The organism is Micromonospora sp. WMMD1219 (genome assembly GCF_049315215.1).
In the GTDB taxonomy this organism is placed as follows: domain Bacteria; phylum Actinomycetota; class Actinomycetes; order Mycobacteriales; family Micromonosporaceae; genus Micromonospora; species Micromonospora tulbaghiae.
The window spans coordinates 400415-418212 of sequence record NZ_CP186057.1; the positions used below are offsets into that span (position 1 = coordinate 400415).

Genomic DNA, 17798 nt, shown 5'->3' on the forward strand with positions numbered 1-17798 from the left:
GCCTGTGAGGCATGAGCGACATCGTCGTGTTCGGCGCCGGCGGGACGGCGGGCTCGCGGATCGCCGCCGAGGCGGTCGAGCGGGGGCACCGGGTGACAGCGGCGGTGCGCCGTCCGGAGGCGGTCGGCTACCTTCCCACCGGCGTACGCACGGTGACCGGCGACGCGACCTCGGCGCGGAGCGTACGCGAACTGGCCGAGGATGCGGATGTGCTGGTGGTGGCCATCGGCGGCGGCGAGCGGGACCTGTGGCGCGACGCCGCGCGGACGCTGGTCGACACGCTGCGTGAGGTGCCGGATCCGCCGCGGGTGATCCACGTCGGCGGCGGCTCGACGCTGCTCACCCCGAAGGGCACCCGCTACCTGGACGAGCCGGACTTCCCGGAGGAGTACCGGGACTCGGCGCACGGCCAGGCCGACGCGCTGGAGTTCTACCGCTCCAGTGCCGACGGGGTGACCTGGACGTACGTCTCCCCGCCGCCGCTGGAGTTCCACCCGGGCGAGCGGACCGGTCACTACCGCACCGGCACCGACCACCCGGTGACCGACGCGCAGGGCCGTTCGGTGCTCACCTACGAGGACCTGGCGGTGGCGATCGTCGACGAGATCGAGAATCCCCGGTTCGGCAACACCCGGTTCACCGTCGCGTACTGATCCGGCGCGTACCGATTCAGTCGGCCAGCCGGGCGGGGAAGCCGCCGGTGGCGATCGGACCCCAGGACTCGATCGTGACGCGGATCAGCGACTTGCCCTGCGCGACCATCGCCGACCGGTACTCGTCCCAGTCCGGGTGCTCGCCGGAGATGCTGCGGAAGTACTCGACGAGCGGCTCCAGCGCCTCGGGCAGGTCGAGCACCTCGGCCACGCCGTCGACCTGCACCCACGGGCCGTTCCAGTCGTCGGAGAGCACGCACGCGGAGACGCGCGGGTCGCGGCGGATGTTGGCGACCTTGGCGCGCTCGGGATAGGTGGAGATCACCAGGCGGCCCTCGGCGTCCACGCCGCAGGCCACCGGGGAGGACTGCGGACGACCGTCGGAGCGGGTGGTCATGAGCACGACGTGGTGGCGGGGGCGGAGGAACTCGATCAGGGCGTCCCGGTCGACCCGGGTGTTCTTCGCGATGCTGCGTGCCATGCCCTCGGTTCTACCAGGCCCGCCGGTCGATCTCAGCGCGGACGTCCGGCGGCCCGCTGCGCGGTGACCTGCTCCGGCACGCGCGGGCGGGCCGAGGGCCGCCAGGCACGGCCGTTGGCGTAGATGACCCGGAAACCGAGGTACGCGGCGAGCGGCGCCCAGTGTGCCGAGCGCATCCGCACCTCGGCGGCGTTGTGCCGCTGACCGTTGGCCAGCACGTCGAGCAGCACGGTCTCGAAGGCGGCCGACTCGACCCAGTCCACCTCGCGGGTGAAGCCGCAGATCAGCGCCGCGCCGGTGACGTCGAGGAACTCGCGCAGCGTGGCGTCGGAGGCGCGCAGCACCGAGCAGCTGCCGAAGTAGAGGCGGCGGCCCTCGCAGCGGCCGGCCATCCGCTCGGCCACGTCCGACAGCTCGACCGAGTCCCAGTCGGTGAGGCAGAGGCGGCTCGGTTCGCCGTGCATGGCGAAGAAGCCCACCCGGTGATCCGCGTACTGCTTGAGCAACCACCGGTCGACGAAGTAGAACAGCTCGTCGCGGGTGGCCGCGTCCTTGTGGATGTAGCGGATCCGGCCGAGCCGTTCGAGCAGGTCGAGCGTGGGCAGGACGGATCCTCGTTCGTTGAGGTCGCGGTGCCACTGCCCCTCGACGCAGAACACGCCGCCACGCGCCAACGCCCACCTCCCCGCCCGTCGAGGTCGCCGCCCGGGTCCGGGAGCAGACGTTACCGCTCACCTCCGACGGGCGACACCCGGCGGCGCGTACGCAAACAGGCACTATTCACAGGCAATATCCAGCAAACCGCCGAAGTGAGAACAATTTCGGCTAATCACCACGAAGAATCCTCGCACCTGTCACGGTGAGAGAGACGGGACGTACCGGTCGATGTGCCCGTCCCATCCCAGTTCCGCTCTGACATCGGGAGGACTCTGTGCGCGTCAACACCCTGAAGCGGGCGGCGGTCGCGTTCGCGCTGGCCCTGCCCGGGGCCGCCGTGGCGACAGTCGTGGCCGCGCCACCGGCGCACGCCGACGGCTGCTACACCTGGAAGCGGACGCTGTCCCAGGGAAGCTCCGGCGCCGAGGTCCGGCAGCTCCAGATCCGGGTGGCCGGCTGGGCCGCGTACGGCGGCATCGTCCGGGTCGACGGTGTGTACGGCCCGGAGACGGCCGCCGCGGTCAAGCGCTTCCAGGCCGCGTACGGGCTGCGCGCCGACGGCGTGGCCGGGCCGCAGACGTTCGCCAAGATCTACGACCTGCAGAAGGACAGCGACTGCACGCCCAAGCACTTCAGCTACGCCGAGCTGGACAACGGCTGCGGCAAGGGCGGGTGGGCCGGAGGTCCGCTCTCCTCGTCGGCCACCCGGGAGAACGCGCTGCGCACCATGTGGAAGCTGGAGGCGCTGCGGCGCAGCCTCGGCGACAAGCCGCTCTACGTGACCAGCGGATTCCGCAGCATCGCCTGCAACCGGCAGGTCGGCGGCGCCGCGGACAGCCAGCACCTCTACGGCAACGCGGCCGACCTGATCGCCAAGCACCGCAGCCTCTGCGACATCGCCCGATCCGCCCGCGACCAGGGCTTCAGCGGCATCTACGGGCCCGGCTACCCGGACCACGACGACCACACGCACGTGGACTCGCGGCGGGAGAACAACCGGGACAAGGCGCCGAACACCAGGGACTGGTCCGCCCCGGACTGCGGCGTCAAGTGACACGGTGACGGCGGCCCGGCACGGGGGTGGGGGCTCCCCGGCCGGGCCGCCGCCGGCATGCTCCGGCACGACCGACGCCGCTCCGCGACGGGGCGTCGACGCGACCGGAACCGGGCGCCGGGCGTCAGCTCACCCGGGCCGGCGGGCCCGGGGGCGGTCGGCCCGGAACCGGGCGGCGGGAGTCAGCTCGCCCGGGGCCAGCGGGGCCGGGCGGCGGGAGCCGGCCGCCCGGCGACAGGGCGCAGACCGGGCCGCACCGGCGGCGTCGCGGCCCGCGGGACCGGACCGCGCGCCGCCTGGGCCGCGGCGCCGGGACGGGCGACCTGACCGGGTACGCCCGGCCGACCCGCCTGACCGGCCGGACGGGCGACCTGACCCGCGGCCGGACGGGCGCCGGACGGGCCGGTCAGCACGAACGGGAAGGGCACGTGCACGAACGGGTTGCCGTGCCGGATCAGCGCGTCGATCTGACGGTCGTTGAGACCGTGTGTCTCCAGCACCCGCCGGCCCCAGCGATGCAACCGGCAGGGGAACGACGACCCGTCGTTGCGGCACTTCGGCCCCGCGGGCCACTCCTCGGCGGCGTGCACCACCACCGCCCGGACCGCGAGGCGGACGTCCTCGGGGGTCAACGGCGCCGGTACCGGCACCTCGCCCAGGATCTGGTCGATGGGGTCCGTCGACTGCTCACCAACTCGCACGGCAGGCCTCCCGCAGCTCGGCAGCGGTACGGCGGAACGGCCGCACCACATCCTCGACCACTGGTACGGCCGGAGAACGGCAGCAGTTCAATCCCGCCGTGCGGCGAGTCAGACCAGGCCGGCGTCCTGGACCAGCAGGGCCACCTGCACGCGGTTGTTCAGATCGAGCTTCGTCAGCAGCCGCGACACGTACGCCTTCACGGTCGCCACGCTCATGAACAGCTCGGCGGAGATCTCCGCGTTGGTCCGGCCCCGGCCGAGCAGCACCGCGACCTCCCGTTCCCGTTCGGAGAGCCCGTCGAGCAGCCGTACCGCCCGTTCCCGCTTCGGGTCCGCGCCGGGCACCGGCGCGGTGCCGGTGACGTGCGCGATGAGCTTGCGGGTCACCGCCGGGGACAGCGTCGCCTCCCCCGCCGCGACCCGGCGTACCGCGGCCACGATCTCGGCCGGCGGGGTGTCCTTGAGCAGGAATCCGCTCGCCCCGGCGCGCAGCGCCCGCAGCACCTGCTCGTCGGCGTCGAAGGTGGTGAGCACCAGCACCTCGGGCGGTTCCGCTGTGGCACGCAGCGCCTCGGTGGCGGCCAGCCCGTCGACGCGGGGCATGCGGATGTCCATCAGCACCACGTCCGGGGCGTGTGCGGCGACCGCCGCCGGCACCTCGGCACCGTCGGCGGCCTCGCCGACCACAGCCAGGTCGGGTACGCCGCCGAGGATCATCGACAGCGCGCCGCGGACCAGCGGGTCGTCGTCGACGATGAGCACCCGCAGCGGCGCGCTCACTGAGCCGCCGCCCAGGGCAGCCAGGCGGTCAGCCGGAACGCGCCGTCGGCGTCCCGCCCGTGTTCGAGGCGGCCACCGGCGAGGGTGACCCGCTCCGCGATCCCGACCAGCCCGGTGCCGGTGCCGGGGATCGCGGTGGGTGACGCGCCCACCGGCCACGGGTTGTGGATCTCCACCGCGAGCCCGTCCCCCGGGCCGCCGGCGAGCCGGACCGTCACCACCGCGCCCGGTGCGTGCTTGCGGGCGTTGGTCAGCCCTTCCTGCACGATCCGGTACGCGCTGCGCCCGATCGCCGCAGGCACCGCCTCCGGCTCGGCCACCTCGTCGACCACGCCGACCCGTACCCCGGCGTCGCGGCTCTCGGCGACGAGCGCGGGCACGTCGGCGAGGGTGGGCTGCGGCCGTTCCGGCGTGGCCTCGGAGCCGACCTCGGCCCGCAGCACGCCGATCACCTCGCGCAGGTCCTGGAGCGCGGCGTGCGCGCTGGCCCGGATCACCCCGGCTGCCCGCGCCACCTCTTCCGGCGGCGCGTCCGGCCGGAACTCCAGCGCGCCCGCGTGCAGGCTGAGCAGGGAGATCCGGTGGGCGAGCACGTCGTGCATCTCGCGGGCGATCCGGCCGCGTTCGAGCTGCCGGGCCTGGTCGAGCCGGAGTTGCTGCTCGGCCTCGGCCCGCTCGGCGCGGTCGCGCAGCGACAGCACGAGCTGGCGGCGGGCCCGGACGAACAGCGCCCAGGCCACCACCACGCCGATGAACAGCGCGGTCCAGATCACCGAACCCCAGAACGGCATCGTCGGGTCGGGCCGGACGGCGAGGTAGACCGGCAGGCTCAGCACGTTCCACGCCGCCAGGGCCAGACCCACCGGCAGCGGCCGGTGCACGAGCACGGTGAACGTGATGACGAGCAACGCGACGCCGGAGGTGACCGAGAAGAACACGAGCGGCGCGGTGGCCACCGCCAGCCCGACCGGCCAGCGCCGGCGCAGCCAGAGCGCGCCGCTGACCAGCAGGCCGATCAGCAGGTCGACCTCCTCCAGCCAGGCCGGACCGGCGTTGAGGCCGAACTCCGGGGTGGCGCTGGTGACGTCGGCGTGGGTGATCAGCACCCAGAGCAGCGAGGCCACGAACAGCACGCCGTCCACGAACCAGTCCCGGGGCGTCCGACGGGCGGCCCGGGCGGGCACCAGGGAACCCGGCAGGAGCCAGGGATGATCGGGTACGGCGGCGCTGGTCACCCGTCCATGCTAGGAAGCCGTCCGGACCGGCTACCAGCTACCAAAGTCGACGCCTTCGGTGAACCGAGGTCGACGGCGGCGCAGACCGCCGGCCGCAGCGCGTGACCGGATGACCCCGGCAGGCTCGACGGCATGATCGAAGTCGACCAGCTCACCAAGCGGTACGGCCCGCACACCGCCGTCGAGGACGTCACGTTCCGGTGCGAACCGGGTTCGGTGACCGGTTTCCTCGGGCCGAACGGCGCCGGGAAGTCCACCACGATGCGGATGATCTGCGGGATGACGCCGCCCACCTCGGGCGGCGCGACAGTTGGCGGCCGCCCGTACCGGCAGCTGCCCAACCCGGGGCGGGAGATCGGCGTGCTGCTCGACGCCTCGGCGCAGCACACCGGGCGGACCGGACGGGAGACGCTCACGCTCGCCGCCCGCACCATGGGCGTCGACCGGGGGCGGGTGGCGGCGGCACTCGACCAGGTCGGACTGAACGACACCGCGGCCCGGCGCCGCGTCGGCGCGTACTCCCTGGGCATGCGGCAGCGGCTCGGCCTGGCGCTGGCGCTGCTGGGCGACCCCCGGGTCCTGATCCTGGACGAGCCGGCCAACGGCCTCGACCCGGAGGGGATCTTCTGGATGCGCGGCCTGCTGCGCGACTTCGCCGACCGGGGCGGCACGGTGCTGCTCTCCTCGCACCTGCTGCGCGAGGTGGAGGCGGTGGCCGACCGGCTGGTGGTGATCGGCGGCGGCCGGGTGGTCGCCCAGGGCGGCAAGGACGAGCTGCTCGCGGGTGCCGGCACGCTCGTCCGCGCCCGCGACGCGCACGCCCTGCGCCTGACGCTGGAGCGGGCCGCGCTGCCGGCCACCGCCGGCACCGACGGCGGCTTCGTCGTCCGGGCCGAGCCGGGCGAGGTCGGCCAAGCCGCGGCGGACGCCGGACTGGTCCTCACCGAGCTGCGCCCGGCCGGCAGCGGCGGCCTGGAACAGCTCTTCCTCACCCTCACCGCCGGCGCGTCGACCAAGGAGGCCGTCCGATGACCACCGCCACCCGCAGCCCTGCACCACCGCGACCCGAGGTCGCCGTCGCCGGACCGACGCTGGCCCGGCTGACCGCCGTGGAGCTGCGCAAGCTCGCCGACACCCGGGCCGGGCGCTGGTTGCTGATCGCGATCGGCCTGATCGCGGCCGTGATCGTGGTGGTGCAGCTGTTCGTCCTCGACGCGCCGGACCAGACGTTCACCGCGTTCTTCACGCCGTCGCTGCTGCCGGTCGGGCTGCTCCTGCCGGTGCTCGGCATCCTCTCCATCACCGGCGAGTGGTCGCAGCGCAGCGCGCTCACCACGTTCGCGCTGGTGCCCCGCCGGGAGCGGGTGATCGTCGCCAAACTCGCCGCGGTGGTGCTCGCCGCGCTCGCCTCGGTGCTCGTCAGCCTGGCGGTCGCCGCCGTCGGCACGCTCGCCGCCGGCGCCACCGGCGGGGCGGGAGCCTGGACGTTCGACTGGCAACTGCTGCCGCACGCGGCCGTGTTCCAGGTGGTGAACGTGCTGATGGGTGCCGGTTTCGGCCTGCTGCTGCTGAACACGCCGCTGGCGATCGTCACCTACCTGCTGCTGCCCACCGTGTGGAGCCTGCTGTCCGCGATGATCTCCGCGCTGCGGGAACCGGCCCGCTGGCTGGACACCTCGCTCACCATGGAGCCGCTGCTCGGCGCCGAGATGACCGGCGGGCAGTGGGGCCGGCTCGGCGTATCGCTGGCCGTCTGGGTGCTCCTGCCGCTGGCCGCCGGCCTGGTCCGCACCATGCGCCGGGAGGTGTCCTGACCGTGGCCGCCTGGCAACCCGGGGAGGACGTCGTCGTCGACGGCGGACGCGGCGAGCTGGTGCTGTTCTGGGCGGGATTCCCGCTGTTCGGGGCGGGACTGGCAGCCGGGCTGACCGCGCTGTCCGGCTGGATCGCCGGGCTGGCCTGGTTCCCGTTCCAGGGCCTGTTCGAGCTGCTCGCCCGGTGGCCGGACGAGCGGTCGTACCCGATCGGGATCGGGGTGGGCGTGCTCGGCGGCCTGATCCTGGCGGTGGTGGCGGTCCGCGAGCGGCTGACCGTCACGGTCGGCCACCGGTCGGTACGGCTGCACCGCGACGGGCACGGCCGTGACCTCGCCCGCGCCGACGTGGCCGGGGTGTTCGTCGACGGCAGGGCACTGGTGCTGCTGGACACCGCCGGCGGCGAGCTGGCCCGGGAGAAGTCCGACCTGGACGCCGAGCGGTTGCGCGCGGCGTTCACCCGGCAGGGCTGGCCGTGGACCGGCCAGGACCCGCACCGGGACGCGTACCGGCGCTGGGTGGAAGGGCTGCCCGGCCTGCCGCCCGGCGCGGACGCCCTGCTGCGCGCCCGGCAGCGGGCGCTCGACGGCGGCCACGACGCCGAGACCCGGGAGCTGCACGGGGAGCTGGCCCGGCTCGGCGTCGTGGTCCGCGACGAGGGCAAACGGCAGTACTGGCGGCTGGTCGCCGGTCCGCCGCCGGGGTGATCGCTGCCGTCGCGCTGCGATCTTCGCGCCGAGGATCTACGTTCGTCCATGGCGGGGTCGCGGCTCGTCGGACGCGGTGGCCCCGGGGCGGTACGACGCGGGCGACGGGGAGGGGCCGGCATGGCGGTGGGACAGGGCATCTTCCGGCGCAAGCCGGTCGAGCAGATCGCCGACGAGACCGACGAGGGCCTCTCCCGTGAACTGGGGTTGTGGCAGCTCACCGCGATCGGGGTCGGCGGCATCATCGGCGCGGGCATCTTCGCGCTGGCCGGGGCGGTGGCGAACGAGACCGCCGGCCCGGCCGTGCTGGTGTCGTTCCTGATCGCCGGTCTGGCCAGCGCCGCCGCCGCACTGTCGTACGCGGAGTTCGCCGGCATGATCCCCAAGGCCGGGTCGGCCTACACCTACGGGTACGCGGTGCTGGGCGAGGCGGTCGGCTGGTTCATCGGCTGGGACCTGCTGCTGGAGTACACGGCGATCGTCGCCGTCGTGGCCATCGGCATCTCCGGCTACTTCGGCTTCCTCGTCAACGAGCTGGGCGCGGACCTGCCGGCGTGGATGCTCGGCGCGCCGGGCACCGGCGACGGGCACCGGGTGGATCTGTTCGCGGTGGTGCTCTGCCTGCTCATCGCGTTCCTGCTGACCCGGGGCATCAAGGCCGCCGCGCGGTTCGAGACGTTCGTGGTGGGCCTCAAGGTCGCCGTCGTGCTGCTGGTGATCGTGGTCGGCTTCTTCCACGTGAAGACGGCCAACTACTCGCCGTTCTTCCCGTTCGGCGTCGGCGGCGCGATCACCGGCGCGGCCACCGTCTTCTTCGCGGTCTTCGGGTACGACGCGATGAGCACCGCCGCGGAGGAGTCAAGAGACGCCCGCCGGCACATGCCCAAGGCGATCATCTGGTCGCTGGTCATCTCGATGGTGCTGTACGTGCTGGCCACGCTGGTGCTCACCGGCATGCAGAACTACCGGGACATCGACCCGGAGAGCGGCTTCTCCTCCGCGTTCGCCTCGGTCGGGCTCTCCGGGCTGGCCAGTGTGATCGCGGTCGGGGCGATCATCGGCATCCTCACCGTGATGTTCACGTTCATGCTCGGCGTGACCCGGGTGTGGTTCTCGATGAGCCGGGACGGGCTGCTGCCCGGCTGGTTCGCCAAGGTCCACCCGGTCCGCCGGGTACCGACCCGGGTCACCTGGATCGTCGGCGTCGGCTCGGCGCTGATCGCCGGTTTCCTGCCGATCCGGCAGGCCGCCGAGCTGACGAACATCGGCATCCTGCTGGCGTTCGTGGTGGTGTGCGTGGCGGTGATCGTGCTGCGCTACCGCCGCCCGGACGCCCCGCGGACGTTCCGGCTCCCCGGCATGCCCGTGGTCCCGGCGCTCGGCGTGATCTTCTCGATCTGGCTGATCACGTTCCTCGACCCGGTGACGTGGCTGCGGTTCGGCGCCTGGTTCCTGCTCGGCGCGGTCGTCTACGCGCTGTACGGCTACCGCCGTTCGGCGCTGGCCCGGCGCGAGCAGGACACCGCCGACCGGACGCGGTGACCGCCGCGCCGCCTCAGACGAGCAGTCGCAGGCCGATCGGGTCCACGTCGCGTGTGGTGTTGCCGAGCACCACCACACCTCGGTCGGCGGCCCGGTCGAAGCCCAGGAAGGCCCGGAAGCCACTGGTGCCCCCGTTGTGCCAGACGATCTCCCGGTCGCCGTACCGGCTGGTGAACCAGCCGTACCCGACGCGGCGGTCCTCCCCGGCGTCGAAGCGGGGCGTGGCGGCGTCGGCGCCGGGGGCGGTGCCGGCGAGCATCGCGGCGGTGAGCCGGGCCAGGTCCTCGGCCGTGGACCAGATTCCGACGCCGGCCGGGGCGTAGCCCGCGCCCAGCCACGGGTCGGCGGCCCGGCCGGCGGCGGTGGCGCCCTCGGCCCGCCCGCCCGGCAGGTGCCCGGCCTCGGTGGCGGCCAGCGTGGCGTTCATCTCCAGTGGACGCAGCACGTCCCGGCGCAGCAGTTCCGGGTAGCGGACGCCGGCCCGGGCCGCCAGCGCCTGGCCGAGCAGCGCCGCGCCGAAGTTCGAGTAGGAGACGGTGCCGCGGTCTCCGCCCGGCTCGGTGTTCGCGGCGACGGCGACGATCCGGTCCACGTCGTAGCCGGCGTACGCGTTTCCGGCCGTGGACGCCGCCCACCACATGCGGATCGTCGCACCCGCGGAGTCGAGCGCCAGCCGGGGCAGCCCGGCCCGGTGACTGGCCAGTTCGGCGAGCGTGACCTCACCGGCCGGACCGGTCACGCCGGGCAGGACGGCGGCCAGCCGGTCGTCGGGGTCGACCACGTCGGCCGCCACCTGCCGGGCCAGGAGCATTCCGGTGAGCGGCTTGACGAGCGAGCCGATCTCGAACGGCGTGCCCGGTTCGACGGCCGGCCCGCCGCGAGCCCGGTCGCCGAGGCCCGCGACGCGGACCCGGTCGCCCTCGACCACCGCCACCGCGAGGCCGCGCAGTCCTTCGGGGTCGTCGACGGCGGCGCGGACGGTCGCGGCCAGGTCCGCGTCGCCGGTCCGCTGCGGGCCCAGGCGGGGCGGCCGGGGCTTCCGGACCGCCGCCACCGCCGAGGCGGCGAGGCCGGCGGCGACGGCGAGAACGATCGGGGTACGCATGGGGCTGCCTTCCGTCGAAGTGGCCGGCCGGGTCAACGGCGGGCGGCGGTGAGGATGGCCAGCAGCGGCACCACCCGCTCGGGCGGTATGTCGTAGCGCCCGCGGGCGCCGCTGCGCAGCCAGCCGGCGGCGGCGAGTTGCCGCAGGTGGTGATGGAGCTGGCCGGTGGTGCCGATCCCGTCGAGGCCGGCCAGTTCGGCGGTGCCGCGCCGCCCGCCGAGGATCTCGCGCAGCAGCCGCAGCCGCACCGGATGCGCCAGCGCGGTGAGTGTGCCGGCCAGTGCCGGCCAGTCGTCGTCGAGCAGGTCGTCGACTGTGGCGCCGTACTGCCAGTCGTAGTTCCGGTCCCCGGTGCGGACGGTGCCGGTGTAGAGCACCGCACCGGCACCGTCGGCGGGAATTCGCTGCTTCAGGCCGCCGAGTGCCCAGAGGGCGTCGGTCGGCGCGGCCCCGCCGGCCGGCGTGCCGGCTCCGGCGTCCCGCTCGCCGGCCAGCCGGGCCACCTGCGCCTCCAGGGCCGCGAGCCGTTCCTCCACGCTTGCCACGGCAGCGATAGTACGGAAGTACGTACTTACGTTCAAGCGAACAAACGCGGGGAGCTGCGGGTGCCGCTGCTTCTGCTGGCGCGTTTCCGGTATCAGAACGAACTGTTCGGGCATGTTCTCCGTACACAGGTGTGGTTCGTGACGTCTACCTCGGAGGCATGGTGTCCGCACTTCGAACTGATCCATTCGCGGGGGCGATTCTCCAGGTCGGCGTACTCGCGGCCCTGGCCGGCACGGTCGGCCTGAGCGCGTACGGCTGGCTGGCCGGTCTGCTCTTCGGGGTGGTGACGGTCGCGGCGCTCGGATACGGGCTGCGCCGTTCGGGCGCGGACCGGCTCGGGCCGGCGGACTGGGTGACGCTCACCCGGGCGACGCTCACCGGCGGTGTGGCCGCGTTGACTGTCGACTCGTTCCGCGAGCCGATCGTGGTGCCGGTCCTGGTCGCGCTGAGCGCGGTGGCGCTGTCACTCGACTGGGTCGACGGGCAGGTGGCCCGCCGTACCGGCACGGTGAGCGCGCTGGGCGCCCGGTTCGACATGGAGGTCGACTCCTTCCTCGTCCTGGTCCTCTGCGGGTACGTCGCCGACCAGGTGGGCGCCTGGGTGCTGGTGATCGGCGCGATGCGGTACGTCTTCGTCGCCGCCGGCTGGGTGCTGCCGTGGATGCGCGGGTCGCTGCCGCCGCGCTACTGGCGCAAGGTGGTCGCCGCCACGCAGGGCATCGCGCTGGCGGTGGTGGCGGCGGGCGTCCTGCCCCGGCCGCTCGCCGTCGCGGTGCTTCTCGGCGCGCTCGCGCTGCTGGTCGAGTCGTTCGGCCGTGACGTCGGCTGGCTGTGGCGGCACCGCGTACGCCCGGCGCCGCGCGCGCTCCCGGCCGCGCCGGTCTCCCCCGCCCCGGCGGGTCACCGGCCAGAGTGGACGCCGGGTGTGCGGATCGCGCGCCAGCCCGCCGAGGTCGGCGGTCGGCACCGGTGACCGACCTGCCCCGCCCGGCGGACGGCGACGACGCCCCGGACGCCACCACGACCGACGACAACGAGACCGGCACCACGACCGGTGACGCGCTGGTGCCGGGGAGGCGGCGCACCCGGCGGGTGCTCGCCGCCACGGTCACCGCGCTCGCCGCCGCGCTCGTGCTGGTGGCGCTCGTCGCGCCGAGCGACGTCAACGAGTTCAGCCCGGGCGCGTTCCTGCGCATCCCGGTGGAAGGGCTGATCGCCGTCGCCCTGCTGCTGGTCCTGCCGGCACGTCCGCGCCGGGTCGTGGCCACGGTTCTCGGCGCGCTGCTCGGCCTGGTCCTCGTCCTCAAGGTCACCGACCTCGGGTTCTCGTTGGTCCTGGACCGCCCCTTCGACCTGATCGCCGACTGGACGTTCCTCGGCGCGGGCGCGGAGTTCCTGTCCGAGTCGTACGGTCGCGCCGCCGAGGTGGGCGCGGTGGCGCTGGCAGTGGTCGCGGTCCTCGCCGTACCGCTGCTGGTGACGCTGTCGGTGCGGCGGGTGACCCGGGTCGTGGCCGGCCACCGGGTGGTGACCGCGCGCGCGACCACCGCGTTCGCCGCCGCCTGGGTGGTCTGCGCCGTGCTCGGCGCGCAGATCGTGCCGGGCGTCCCGGTCGCCGCCGACACGGTGGCGGCCGGTCTCCACGACCGGGCCCGGCAGGTACGGGCGGGCCTCAACGACCAGGAGACGCTGAACACGCAGCTCGCCGGCGACCCGTTCCAGGACGTGCCGGGCGAGCAGTTGCTGACCGCGTTGCGCGGCAAGGACGTGCTGTTCACGTTCGTGGAGAGCTGCGGCCGGGTCGCGCTGGAGGATCCGGACCTCGCGCCGGAGGTGGACGCCGTCCTGGACGAGGGCACCCGGCAGTTGCGCGCGGCCGGATACGGCAGCCGCAGCGCGTTCCTCACCTCGTCCACCACCGGCGGCGGAAGCTGGCTCGCGCACGCCACGCTGATGAGCGGCATCCGGGCGGACAACCAGTTGCGCTACACCAACCTGGTCCGCAGCGACCACCTGACCCTCAACGGCGCGTTCAAGCGCGCCGGATGGCGGACCACGCTGGTCATGCCGGCGCTCACCCGCGCCTGGCCGGAGGCCGACTTCTTCTCCCCCGACCAGGTGTACGGCATGAAGGAACTCGGCTACCGGGGGCCGCTGTTCAGCTTCTCCTCACCGCCGGACCAGTACACGCTGTCGACGTTCCAGCGCCGCGAGCGCGGACCCGGGCACGCCCCGGTGATGGCCGAGATCCCGTTGCTGTCCAGCCACGTGCCGTGGACGCCGGTACCGCCGCTCGTCGACTGGGACGACGTCGGCGACGGCTCGGTGTACAAGGGGACCGCACGCGCCGACCGCTCGGCGGAGGGCACCCGGGAGGCGTACCGGCGCGCGGTTGTCTACTCGCTGCGCACGCTCATCTCCTACGTCCAGCGGTACGGCGACGAGAACCTGGTGCTCGTGTTCCTCGGCGACCACCAGCCGGCCCGGGCGGTCACCGGCGAGGGCGCCGGCAAGGACGTGCCGATCACGGTCGTCGCGAAGGACCCGGCCGTGCTCGACCGGATCGCCGGGTGGGGGTGGCAGGACGGCCTCAACCCCGGCCCGCAGGCCCCGGTCTGGCCGATGGAGTCGTTCCGCGACCGGTTCCTGAACGCGTACGGACCGAAGTCCACCACTCACAGTTAGGGATGTCGTGACGATGCTCGCTCGGGCCTGGGGGATCACCCGTTCCCTGGCCGTCTACCACGGTCAGCCGGCCAAGCACCGGCGTGCCCGGCAGCTCTACGGGCAGTTTCTCTCCCCCGGCGACCTCGGCTTCGACATCGGCGCCCACGTGGGCGGCCGGGTGCGTACCTGGCGGCGGCTGGGCGCGCGGGTGGTCGCTGTCGAGCCGCAGCCGGACTGCCTGCGCGTGCTGCGCCTGGGCTTCGGGCGGGACGCCGACGTGACGATCGAGCCGACGGCGGTCGGTGCGCGGTCCGGGAGCGCGCGGCTGGAGCTGTCCAGCGCGACGCCGACGGTGTCCACCATGTCGTCGTCGTGGATCGAGTCGGTCACCGCCGACCCGAGCTTCGCCGGGGTCCGCTGGGACCGGTCGGTCGAGGTGCCGGTGGTGACGCTGGACGACCTGATCGCGCGGCACGGCGTACCGGCGTTCTGCAAGGTCGACGTCGAGGGCTTCGAGGTCGACGTGCTGTCCGGCCTGAGTCACCCGGTGCGCGGGCTGTCCTTCGAGTACCTGCCGCCCGCGCACGACTCCGCGCTGGCCGCGTTGGATCTCGTGGAACGGCTGGGCGCGACGGCGGGCGGCTACCGCTACAACTACTCGCCGGTGGAGACCATGCGGTTCGCGAGCGACCGGTGGCTGGACGCGGCCGAGCTGGTTCGCCTGCTGGAGACGTACCGCCCGGCCGGTCGCTCCGGCGACGTCTACGCCCGGCTGGCGGTCTCCTGAGCGACGCCGTCAGAACCGGTACGCGGTGTGGTACTCGGGCACCAGCACGCGGCTGCGCGGCGAGACCCGGCGCACCTCGGCGACGAGGGCGTCGAGGCGTTCCCGGTCGTTCGCGGCGACAGTCGGCGGGTTGGTGAGCGGCGTCTCGAAGTTGTCCCAGTGCACCGGCACCACGACCTTCGGGTGATCCAGCGCGGCCATCAGCCGGGGCACGTAGTCGGCGGTGGCCGTGGTGGACGCCGACGCGACCATCGCCACGTCCGGGGCGAGCCCGCTCAGCTTGCGCTCGTCGAAGTCGCTGGCGCCCATGAAGAACACGGACGGGCCGCCGTCGATCCGGATCTGGTACGCCAGCGTGTCGCCCTCGGGCAGGTCGGCGATCGTCTCCGGACGGGGCGGCCGGCTGACCCGTACCCCGGGGAAGGCCATCGACCAGGTGGCGTTGCGGCTGTGCAGCGAGCCGACCACCTCCACCGTGTACCCGTCGAAGTCGAGCACCTCGCCGCCCTTGACCGGGGCCAGTTGCCCGGTCGGCAGCCCGTACGCCAGGCCGAGGTGATAGGCGGTGAGCGTGCCGAAGACCCGGGCACCGGTCCGGGCGGCGATGTGCGGCACGTCGTTGAAGTGGTCCCAGTGGGTGTGGGTGACGAAGATGTTCTCCGCCCGGTCGGCGAGCCGGTCGACCACGTCGGCGGCCACTGTCAGCGGGGTGCCGGTGTCGAACGCCTTGCGGAACAGCCCGGTGTCGTACCGGCTCAGGTACGGGTCGACGAGCACCGTCCGGTCCCCGATGTCGATCCGCCAGCCGGAGGTCCCCCACCAGCGGAAGGTCACCGCGCCGCCGCGTCGCGTACCGCCGGCGGCGCGGCTCGGCACGGCGGCAGGGCTCGGCCCGGCCGCTTCCGCCGGGGCGGCGGCGACGAGTCCGGCGGTGGAGACGGCGGCGGCGCCGACGGCGGTGTCGCGCAGGAATCGACGGCGGGCGTAGCCGGACGGCCGGTTCTCGGGCATGTGTCGTCCTCCCCGTTCGGGATCGGTGATCGGTAGGCCCAGCCCACCACCCGACTGATGCCGATGTCCAAGATCGACGAGCGCAACGACCGATATCCGGACCGATATCACCGCAGGTCAGCGCCGATGCGCCGAGCCGGATCAGCGCAACGACTCGACAGCGGTGCGGGCCGCCTCCCCCATCGCCAGGTCCACGTCGATCCGGCGGGCGGCCAGCCGTTGCGTACGTACCGCCACCGCGATCGCATACCTGCGACCGTCGGGGTACTCCGCGACGCCAGCTTCGAGGTGCAGCCCCGGCAGGGTGCCGGTCTTCCCGGCGACCCGGACCCCGGGTGGGAAGCCGGCGGCCAGCCGGGTCCAGAAGAGTTGCCGTGCCATCAGTTCCCGGACCATGGCGCACGCGGGCGCCGGCCCGGCCTCGTCCCGCCACACCAGACGGAGCAGCCGGGTCAGCTCGCGGGCGGTGCTGGAGCTGGTGTGCTCGGGGTCGAAGACCCGCATCGCGCGGATCCGTTCGGGCGACAGGGTGGGGAAGATCCGCGCGAAGTCCGCCTCGGTGCGTGCGCCCACGTCGGAGAGCATCGTCTCGACGAGTTGCCGAGGGCCGCCGACGATCCGGGTGCGCGGCAGGTCCAGCTCCGCGGCCAGCATCGGCAGCACGTCCGCGCCGACCCGGCGCAGCAGAAGGTCGGCCGCCGTGTTGTCACTCACCGACATGGCCAGGTACGCGAGGTCACGCAGGGAGATCTCGACGTCGTCGGCGCAGCCGGCCACACCCCAGCCGCCGAGCCGGTCGGCGGGACCGACCACCACCCGTTCGGTCGGGTCGAGCTGCCCGGCGGCGGCCTGCCGGGCGAACTCCAGCACCAGCATGATCTTGAAGATGGACGCGATGACGATCTGCTCGTCGGCGCGCAGCGCCACCTCACCGCCGGCTGGGTCGTCCACGTCCACGACGTGCAGGCAACCTCGCAACCCGGCCCGCCCGAAGATCTCCGCGACCCGCTCCCCCGCATCCACGCCGACACGGTAACCAGCGGCGACGCTAGGGTGCCCGGATGGACCTGCTGCGGCACCTGCGGCATTTCGTGGTGGTCGCCCGGGAACTGCACTTCGGCCGGGCCGCCGAGACGCTGGGCATGGCGCAGCCACCGCTGAGCCAGTCGATCCAGCGGTTGGAACGGGAGCTGGGCGTCACCCTGTTCGACAGGTCGCAGCGCCAGGTCGGCCTCACCACCGCCGGCCAGTTGCTGCTCGGCGAGGCCGACGAACTGCTGGCCGGTGAACGCCGGCTGCGTCACCTCGCCGAGCGGGTCCGGCGGGGCGCGCTCGGGTGCTGCGTGCCGGCGTACCCCCGGAGACCCCGGCCGTGACGTTGCGCGCGCTGCTCGACGCGCTCGCGGCCCGCGCACCCGGGCTCGCCCTCGACCTGCACGAACTGACGAGCGCCGAGCAGCACCGGATGCTCGCGGACGGGCGGCTGGACGTCGGCCTGCTGCACCATCCGGTCGACGGGGCCGGGCTGCGCTTCGGCGAGCCGGTGGACGTGCCGGTGGGTGTGCTGCTGCCCCGGGCCTCTCCGCTGGCCCGGCCGCGGGAGATCGCGCTCGCCGACCTGGCCGGCATGGATCTGGTCACCGCGCCACCGGTCACCGCGCCCGGCTGGCACGAGCACCTGCTGACCGTGTGCCGGCAGCACGGTTTCGCCCCGGCCCGGGTCCGCCCCGCGCGCAACCCGGAGTTCCTGTTCGGTCTGCTCCTGGCCGGCGGCGCGGTCGCCGTCGAGCCCGCCGCGCTGGCCCGCCGGGAACCACGTGTCGCGTGGCGACCGATCACCGGTACGCCGCTGGTCCGGCGGATCTCCGCGGCCTGGCCGATCCGGGCGGCGCACCCGGCCGCGCCGATGTTCGGCCACCTCGCCACCGAGACGCTCGCCGCGCCCGACGAACCGGGCGGGCCGGCGCTCCTCGCCCCGGCGGCCCGGCCGTGGCCGGTGCTGTTCGAGGCCGGCCGGGACGAAAAGTCGGCCCGCTGACCTCCCGCAGTTCACCTCGA

20 protein-coding genes are annotated in these 17798 nt (G+C 73.9%); 11 read left to right on the plus strand and 9 right to left on the minus strand.

Features of this window, described 5'->3' with window-relative positions:
* The first annotated feature begins 11 nt into the window (after positions 1-11).
* Positions 12-653, plus strand: a complete 642-nt coding sequence (locus ACN27C_RS01855) for an NAD(P)-dependent oxidoreductase (RefSeq protein WP_120571428.1) — start codon at positions 12-14, stop codon at positions 651-653.
* A 16-nt stretch (positions 654-669) separates the two neighbouring features.
* On the opposite strand, the gene ACN27C_RS01860 is transcribed toward ACN27C_RS01855, so the two are convergent.
* Positions 670-1134 (minus strand): PPOX class F420-dependent oxidoreductase, encoded by a 465-nt coding sequence (locus ACN27C_RS01860; protein ID WP_030272926.1) that lies wholly within the window; start codon positions 1132-1134, stop codon positions 670-672.
* A 32-nt stretch (positions 1135-1166) separates the two neighbouring features.
* Positions 1167-1808 (minus strand): DUF6642 family protein, encoded by a 642-nt coding sequence (locus ACN27C_RS01865; protein WP_091419014.1) that lies wholly within the window; start codon positions 1806-1808, stop codon positions 1167-1169.
* A gap of 257 nt (positions 1809-2065) precedes the next feature.
* On the opposite strand from ACN27C_RS01865, the gene ACN27C_RS01870 reads away from it, so the two are divergent.
* Positions 2066-2845 (plus strand): D-Ala-D-Ala carboxypeptidase family metallohydrolase, encoded by a 780-nt coding sequence (locus ACN27C_RS01870; RefSeq protein WP_120571431.1) that lies wholly within the window; start codon positions 2066-2068, stop codon positions 2843-2845.
* 182 nt (positions 2846-3027) lie between these two features.
* On the opposite strand, the gene ACN27C_RS01875 is transcribed toward ACN27C_RS01870, so the two are convergent.
* From ACN27C_RS01875 to ACN27C_RS01885, 3 genes are all read right to left on the minus strand, one after another.
* Positions 3028-3546: a hypothetical protein gene (locus tag ACN27C_RS01875; RefSeq protein WP_422750280.1), complete on the minus strand. Its 519-nt coding sequence runs from the start codon at positions 3544-3546 to the stop codon at positions 3028-3030.
* A 108-nt stretch (positions 3547-3654) separates the two neighbouring features.
* The gene (locus ACN27C_RS01880) at positions 3655-4350 is read right to left on the minus strand and encodes a response regulator (protein ID WP_422751709.1); all 696 of its coding nucleotides are present in this window, start codon (positions 4348-4350) and stop codon (positions 3655-3657) included.
* A complete protein-coding gene (locus tag ACN27C_RS01885) occupies positions 4323-5561 on the minus strand; it encodes a sensor histidine kinase (protein ID WP_422750281.1) in 1239 nt (412 codons plus the stop codon). Before ACN27C_RS01885 ends, ACN27C_RS01880 begins: the two co-directional genes overlap by 28 nt.
* 132 nt (positions 5562-5693) lie before the next feature.
* Here ACN27C_RS01885 and ACN27C_RS01890 point away from each other — a divergent pair, with 132 nt between their 5' ends.
* The 4 genes from ACN27C_RS01890 to ACN27C_RS01905 all read left to right on the plus strand — a co-directional run bounded on the left by ACN27C_RS01890 (position 5694) and on the right by ACN27C_RS01905 (position 9624).
* Complete coding sequence (locus tag ACN27C_RS01890; protein WP_121684553.1) at positions 5694-6593, plus strand: ABC transporter ATP-binding protein; 900 nt, start codon at positions 5694-5696, stop codon at positions 6591-6593.
* Positions 6590-7375 carry an ABC transporter permease gene (locus tag ACN27C_RS01895; protein ID WP_350814070.1) on the plus strand — a complete coding sequence of 262 codons (786 nt, stop codon included), beginning with the start codon at positions 6590-6592 and terminating at the stop codon, positions 7373-7375. The genes ACN27C_RS01890 and ACN27C_RS01895 overlap by 4 nt, the downstream gene beginning before the upstream one ends.
* 2 nt (positions 7376-7377) lie before the next feature.
* Positions 7378-8082 (plus strand): YqeB family protein, encoded by a 705-nt coding sequence (locus tag ACN27C_RS01900; protein ID WP_120571436.1) that lies wholly within the window; start codon positions 7378-7380, stop codon positions 8080-8082.
* A gap of 120 nt (positions 8083-8202) precedes the next feature.
* Complete coding sequence (locus ACN27C_RS01905) at positions 8203-9624, plus strand: amino acid permease (protein WP_422750282.1); 1422 nt, start codon at positions 8203-8205, stop codon at positions 9622-9624.
* Positions 9625-9637: 13 nt separating this feature from the next.
* Here the strand turns inward: ACN27C_RS01905 and ACN27C_RS01910 are convergent, their stop codons facing one another.
* Together ACN27C_RS01910 and ACN27C_RS01915 are read right to left on the minus strand one after the other, a co-directional pair.
* A complete protein-coding gene (locus ACN27C_RS01910) occupies positions 9638-10729 on the minus strand; it encodes a serine hydrolase domain-containing protein (protein ID WP_422750283.1) in 1092 nt (363 codons plus the stop codon).
* Between the two features lie 32 nt (positions 10730-10761).
* Positions 10762-11274: an ArsR/SmtB family transcription factor gene (locus ACN27C_RS01915; RefSeq protein WP_357897798.1), complete on the minus strand. Its 513-nt coding sequence runs from the start codon at positions 11272-11274 to the stop codon at positions 10762-10764.
* Between the two features lie 158 nt (positions 11275-11432).
* Here ACN27C_RS01915 and ACN27C_RS01920 point away from each other — a divergent pair, with 158 nt between their 5' ends.
* The 3 genes from ACN27C_RS01920 to ACN27C_RS01930 are packed head-to-tail and all read left to right on the plus strand — an operon-like array spanning position 11433 to position 14729.
* Positions 11433-12248 (plus strand): CDP-alcohol phosphatidyltransferase family protein, encoded by an 816-nt coding sequence (locus ACN27C_RS01920; protein ID WP_350814066.1) that lies wholly within the window; start codon positions 11433-11435, stop codon positions 12246-12248.
* The gene (locus ACN27C_RS01925; RefSeq protein ID WP_422750284.1) at positions 12245-13960 is read left to right on the plus strand and encodes a sulfatase; all 1716 of its coding nucleotides are present in this window, start codon (positions 12245-12247) and stop codon (positions 13958-13960) included. Before ACN27C_RS01920 ends, ACN27C_RS01925 begins: the two co-directional genes overlap by 4 nt.
* Before the next feature lie 13 nt (positions 13961-13973).
* Positions 13974-14729: an FkbM family methyltransferase gene (locus ACN27C_RS01930; RefSeq protein ID WP_422751710.1), complete on the plus strand. Its 756-nt coding sequence runs from the start codon at positions 13974-13976 to the stop codon at positions 14727-14729.
* A gap of 9 nt (positions 14730-14738) precedes the next feature.
* Here ACN27C_RS01930 and ACN27C_RS01935 read toward each other — a convergent pair whose 3' ends face one another.
* Both ACN27C_RS01935 and ACN27C_RS01940 read right to left on the minus strand, forming a co-directional pair.
* Positions 14739-15740 carry an MBL fold metallo-hydrolase gene (locus tag ACN27C_RS01935; RefSeq protein ID WP_422750285.1) on the minus strand — a complete coding sequence of 334 codons (1002 nt, stop codon included), beginning with the start codon at positions 15738-15740 and terminating at the stop codon, positions 14739-14741.
* Positions 15741-15881: 141 nt separating this feature from the next.
* Positions 15882-16763 (minus strand): serine hydrolase, encoded by an 882-nt coding sequence (locus ACN27C_RS01940; protein ID WP_422750286.1) that lies wholly within the window; start codon positions 16761-16763, stop codon positions 15882-15884.
* 38 nt (positions 16764-16801) lie between these two features.
* Between ACN27C_RS01940 and ACN27C_RS01945 the strand changes: the two genes are divergently transcribed.
* Positions 16802-17116 (plus strand): LysR family transcriptional regulator, encoded by a 315-nt coding sequence (locus tag ACN27C_RS01945; protein WP_422750287.1) that lies wholly within the window; start codon positions 16802-16804, stop codon positions 17114-17116.
* Positions 17077-17778, plus strand: coding sequence for a LysR family substrate-binding domain-containing protein (locus ACN27C_RS01950; RefSeq protein WP_422750288.1), 702 nt, complete (start codon positions 17077-17079; stop codon positions 17776-17778). The genes ACN27C_RS01945 and ACN27C_RS01950 overlap by 40 nt, the downstream gene beginning before the upstream one ends.
* Positions 17779-17798 lie beyond the last annotated feature (20 nt).

Bases quoted from the DNA above. Each gene is read 5' to 3' on its own strand.
- ACN27C_RS01860 (WP_030272926.1), bottom strand. From the start codon at position 1,134: ATGGCACGCAGCATCGCGAAGAACACCCGGGTCGACCGGGACGCCCTG.
- ACN27C_RS01930 (WP_422751710.1), top strand. From the start codon at position 13,974: ATGCTCGCTCGGGCCTGGGGGATCACCCGTTCCCTGGCCGTCTACCAC.
- ACN27C_RS01910 (WP_422750283.1), bottom strand. From the start codon at position 10,729: ATGCGTACCCCGATCGTTCTCGCCGTCGCCGCCGGCCTCGCCGCCTCG.
- ACN27C_RS01945 (WP_422750287.1), top strand. From the start codon at position 16,802: ATGGACCTGCTGCGGCACCTGCGGCATTTCGTGGTGGTCGCCCGGGAA.
- ACN27C_RS01895 (WP_350814070.1), top strand. From the start codon at position 6,590: ATGACCACCGCCACCCGCAGCCCTGCACCACCGCGACCCGAGGTCGCC.
- ACN27C_RS01920 (WP_350814066.1), top strand. From the start codon at position 11,433: ATGGTGTCCGCACTTCGAACTGATCCATTCGCGGGGGCGATTCTCCAG.
- ACN27C_RS01855 (WP_120571428.1), top strand. From the start codon at position 12: ATGAGCGACATCGTCGTGTTCGGCGCCGGCGGGACGGCGGGCTCGCGG.
- ACN27C_RS01890 (WP_121684553.1), top strand. From the start codon at position 5,694: ATGATCGAAGTCGACCAGCTCACCAAGCGGTACGGCCCGCACACCGCC.
- ACN27C_RS01935 (WP_422750285.1), bottom strand. From the start codon at position 15,740: ATGCCCGAGAACCGGCCGTCCGGCTACGCCCGCCGTCGATTCCTGCGC.
- ACN27C_RS01905 (WP_422750282.1), top strand. From the start codon at position 8,203: ATGGCGGTGGGACAGGGCATCTTCCGGCGCAAGCCGGTCGAGCAGATC.